We start from the raw sequence: 4,689 nt of genomic DNA, 5'->3' as shown, positions 1-4,689 counted from the left end.
CGCGGCCCCCGCGGCGCGGACGGCCCCCACCCCGCCGGCCCCGCACGGCGGTTACGGCTTCCCCCACCCCACGGCTCCCGCGCCCGAGGCGCACGCGCCCGCGCCGCAGGGTGGTTACGGATTCCCGCAGCCGACGGCGCCCACGGCCGAAGGGCACGCGCCGCAGAGCGGGTACGGTTTCCCGCCCCCCGCCGCGCCCGCGCCGCAGGGCGGATACGGGTTCCCGCACCCGACGGGCGCCGCGCCCGCCGCCGAGCCGCCCGCGCAGCCGGCCCCGCCGCAGCACGCCTACGGCTACCCGCAGACGCCGTCGGAGTCTCAGCCGCCCGTCGCGCCCCAGGCATCCCAGGCCGTTCAGGGCGCCCCGGCCCCCGGCCCGTACGCGCCGCAGCCGCAGGCCGGCCCCACCGACACCGGCGCCTTCGTCCACGGAGCCCCGGCAGCGCAGGCACCCCAAGCACACCAGGCAGTCCCCGCACCCCAAGCACCTCAGGCGCCCCATAACGCGCAGCCGGCCCCGCCCGCCGACGCGTCCCCGGCAGCCCCCGTGGACCCGCGCACCGGCGGCTGGCCGACCGTGACACCCGAGCAGCGGCAGCGGTCCGTGCACGGCGCGCCGCTCGGTTACACGGCCGCGGTCGAGCTGTCCTCGGAGCGGCTGCTCAAGAGCAAGCCGAAGCCGAAGAAGCAGAGTTCGGGCCGGTTCAAGTTCGGCGGGAAGAAGGAGGAGGCGGAGCGGCAGCGCAAGCTGGAACTGATCCGCACGCCCGTCCTGTCCTGCTACCGCATCGCCGTCATCAGCCTCAAGGGCGGCGTCGGCAAGACCACGACCACGACGGCTCTCGGCGCCACCCTCGCCAGCGAGCGCCAGGACAAGATCCTGGCCATCGACGCCAACCCGGACGCCGGCACCCTCGGCCGCCGGGTGCGCCGTGAGACCGGCGCGACCATCCGCGACCTGGTGCAGGCCATCCCCGGTCTCAACAGCTACATGGACATCCGCCGTTACACCTCGCAGGCGCCGTCCGGCCTGGAGATCATCGCCAACGACGTGGACCCGGCGGTCTCGACGACCTTCAACGACGAGGACTACCGGCGGGCGATAGACGTCCTGGGGCGGCAGTACCCGATCATCCTCACCGACTCGGGTACGGGCCTGCTCTACAGCGCCATGCGCGGCGTGCTCGACCTCGCCGACCAGCTGATCATCGTCTCCACCCCGTCCGTCGACGGCGCGAGCAGCGCCAGCACCACGCTCGACTGGCTGGCGGCGCACGGGTACGGCGAACTCGTCGGGCGCAGCATCACCGTCATCTCCGGGGTCCGCGAGACCGGCAAGATGATCAAGGTGGAGGACATCGTGTCCCACTTCGAGACGCGGTGCCGGGGGGTCGTGGTCGTGCCCTTCGACGAGCATCTCGCGGCGGGGGCGGAGCTTGATCTGGAGATGATGCGGCCGAAGACGCGGGAGGCTTATTTCGGGTTGTCGGCGATGGTGGCCGAGGACTTCGTCCGGGCCCAGCAGCAGGGGCTGTGGGGGACCAGTGGGCAGCCGCCTCAGCAGCTCGCTCAGCCGGCGGCCCAGCCGCCTGTCCAGCCCGGTCAGCCGTACCCGGCGCCCGGGGGCTGGCCGCAGCAGCAGTGAGGTCCGGCGGGGCCGGGGGTTTGCCCCGGCCCCGCCCTTTCACCGTTTCTTGCGGGGGCAAGCCCCCGCACCCCCGAAACCGCGCTCCGCGCGGTCGTCCTCAAACGCCGGACGGGCTGGGTTGTGCCGAGGTGGCACTTCCAGCCCGTTGGGGGTGCCCCCTCTGGGGGGGGCCAGGACCGGGGCACCCTCACCGCCCCGCCGCAGCCACCAGCTCCCGCGCCCGCTTCACGTCATCCGCCATGCACTCCAAGAGCGCCTCAAGCGTCTCGAACTTCTCCATCCCCCGCAGGTAGGCGAGGAAGTCCACGGCGGCGTGCAGCCCGTAGAGGTCCAGATCGACCCGGTCGATCGCGTACGCCTCCACCGTCCGCTCCGTCGCGTCGAACTGCACGTTCGTGCCGACGGAGATGGCGGCGGGCATGGACTCGCCGTCGACGACGAGCCAGCCGGCGTAGACGCCGTCGGCGGGGATGGCGGTGTGCGGGAGGGTCTCGATGTTGGCGGTGGGGAAGCCGAGTTCGCGGCCGCGCTGGGCGCCGCGGACGACGACGCCCTCGACGCGGTGCGGGTGGCCGAGGATCTCCATGGCGCCGGCCACGTCGCCCTCGGCGACCAGGCGGCGGGTGAGGGTGGAGGAGAAGGGCAGGCCGCCGCCGGCGTCGCCGGTGAGCTTGAGGTCGACGACCTCGACGCCGAAGTCGTAGGTCGTGCCCAGCTCCTCCAGCAGCGCGACCGTACCCGCGGCGCGGTGGCCGAAGCGGAAGTTGGGGCCCTCGACGACGAGCCGCGCGTGCAACTTGTCGACGAGGACCTTCACCACGAAGTCGGCCGGCGACAGCTTGGAGAACTCCGCCGTGAAGGGCAGGACCAGCACCGCGTCGACGCCGAGCTCCGCGATCAGCTCCGCGCGCCGGTGGTGCGGCGCCAGCAGCGGCGGGTGGCTGCCCGGCCGCACGACCTCGCTGGGATGCGGGTCGAAGGTCACCACGACCGACGGCACGCCCAGCTCGCGCGCCCGCTCCACCGCACGGCCGATGATCAGCTGGTGTCCGCGGTGGACACCGTCGTACGAGCCGATGGTGACGACGCTGCGCCCCCAGTCCTGGGGGATGTCCTCCAAGCCACGCCAGCGTTGCACTGTGCCCGCTCCTCGCCCGAACCCGAACTCTTGTCTCTGTCGATTACGCAGGTCTAAGAGTGCCATGCCGGTTGCCGGCGGTCCGCATCGGCCGGGGCCCCCGGACCGTCCGGAGCACCCGGGTCGCCGACGCCCCCCGCCGTCAGCCGGATCCGGGCGCCGGGGCCCACCACCGGCGCCCACCGGGCGGGCGCCGTCCGCAGCCAGCGGCGCAGCCGGGCGCCGAACGCCGGGATCTCGCCGGCCAGCTGCACCAGCCGGCGATCGAAGCGGGCCGCCCCCTCGGGGGTGCGGGCCAGCAGCTCCCCGATCCGGAGCACGAGGTCGCGGGTGCGGGCCTCGGAGCGTTCGGACGCGCCCTCGGCCACCGCCCGCAGCAGCGCGTCGAGGACGGCCCCACCCCGCTCGTACGGCTCCTGCTCCTCCCGTTCCAGCAGCACCTCCAGCAGCTCGCGCCGCAGCCCCCGGGAGGCAGCTGTGCCGGGCAGGGCGAGCACCGGGGCGAGGGCGCGGCGGACGGGGGCGGGGCGGGTGCGCAGCAGGTGGGTGACGAGCGGGAAGAGGACGGCGCGGGCGGACGGGCCGTCCTCCAGCCGCCGGTCGATGAAGGCGGCCACGTGCGGGGCGCTGTCCGGCCGGTGCTCGACGTGCTCGCGGACCAGCGAGGCGGCGCGCCTGGCCAGCGCGGGGTCGCGGACCTCGGCGAGGATCCGCAGGACGTCCGCGGGTCCGTCCCCCGGCTGGTAGAGGCGGGCACGGAAGGCGCCGAGGACCGGCTCGGGGTGGGTGGTCAGCGCGGCGGCCAGGGCGCCGGCCGGGACCTGCGGGTCGCCGGCGGAGAACCGGGCGACGGCCTCCGGCAGGTGCTTGGCCCGGGTCAGCGGGTCGCGGACGAGGACGGCCAGCGCGGAGCCGCGCAGGGCGCCCTCGGCGGGACGGGCGAGCAGGGCCAGCGCCGAGTAGCGCAGCAGCTCGCGGTCGGCCTCGGTGGTGACGTGCTCCACGGCCATCAGCCCGTACGCGGCGGCGGCGACGTGCAACTCCACCCGGTCGTCGTGCGCCCAGCGGTCGACGGCCCGGCAGAGGGCGGACGGCTCGTCCTCGGCGAGCGCGGCCAGCAGCTCGTCGGCCCGCGGGTGCGCCGCGCCGACCAGCGCGTCGGTGAGGTCGTCCAGGGCGCGCCTGCGGTGGGTGTGGAGCATGGCCTGTGCCGCCCTGGCGACGGTGGGCGCCGCGAACTCGCCGCCGCCGTCCGGCGCGGTCAGCAGCGTCCGGTCGTCGTCGAACCAGCGGCAGATGAACGCCTGCGCGGCGCACGGCTCGTCGCCGAGCAGCGCGGCCGCCGCCGGGAGGAAGCGGTCCGCGACGGGCGGCTGGGGCGTGCCGCCGGCCGCGCCGGGCGGCGGGGCGTCGGCGGGGACGAGGAGGCGCAGCAGGTCGAGGCGGTCCCCCAGGCCCAGCCGCAGCCGGAGCCAGAACGGCGGGCCGAACCGCGTCAGGCCGCCGAGCGCCTCGGTCGCGGTGGCGTCGAAGCCGCCGACGGCGCGGGAGCAGCCGGCGACCCGCTCGGCGAGCAGCCGCAGGACGCCGAGGTACGGGGTGGCGTCGGGAACCCGCAGCAGCGTCTCGGCGAGCAGGTGGGCGGCCCACCAGGCGGGGTCGGTGAGCACCGGCGGCCGGTCGGCGGCTTCCGGCTCGCCGTCCGCCGCCGGGGCGGGTACGCCCTCGCGGCCGGAGAGCGTCTCCACGGCGTGGACCAGCGCGGTCAGCCGCCGGGAGAGCTCGGTGGGGCCCGAGCGGCGGCCGAGCAGCAGGAGGGCCTGGAGGACGGGGCCGATGCGGTGCCGTGGGACGGGCAGCAGCGTGGGCCGCTCCTGCGCGTCGCCGCCGCGCCGGCCCCGGC

At 75.9% G+C, this 4,689-nt stretch carries 2 protein-coding genes and 1 pseudogene; 1 reads left to right on the top strand and 2 read right to left on the bottom strand.

What is annotated here, in order from left to right:
* The coding region (locus JNW98_RS34865; protein WP_223772282.1) for a MinD/ParA family ATP-binding protein at positions 1–1,645 on the top strand (1,645 nt) is incomplete at its 5' end.
* 190 nt (positions 1,646–1,835) lie between these two features.
* On the opposite strand, the gene JNW98_RS34860 is transcribed toward JNW98_RS34865, so the two are convergent.
* Both JNW98_RS34860 and JNW98_RS34855 read right to left on the bottom strand, forming a co-directional pair.
* Positions 1,836–2,786 (bottom strand): bifunctional riboflavin kinase/FAD synthetase, encoded by a 951-nt coding sequence (locus JNW98_RS34860; protein WP_223772281.1) that lies wholly within the window; start codon positions 2,784–2,786, stop codon positions 1,836–1,838.
* 53 nt (positions 2,787–2,839) lie between these two features.
* Positions 2,840–4,689: pseudogene (locus JNW98_RS34855) on the bottom strand (serine protease); the annotation flags it as partial.

It is taken from the genome of Streptomyces huiliensis (assembly GCF_020037025.1).
GTDB classification, from domain to species: Bacteria; Actinomycetota; Actinomycetes; order Streptomycetales; family Streptomycetaceae; genus Streptomyces; species Streptomyces huiliensis.
The sequence above is the reverse complement of the archived record's forward strand: the minus strand, read 5'-3'. Positions and strand labels throughout refer to the sequence as shown.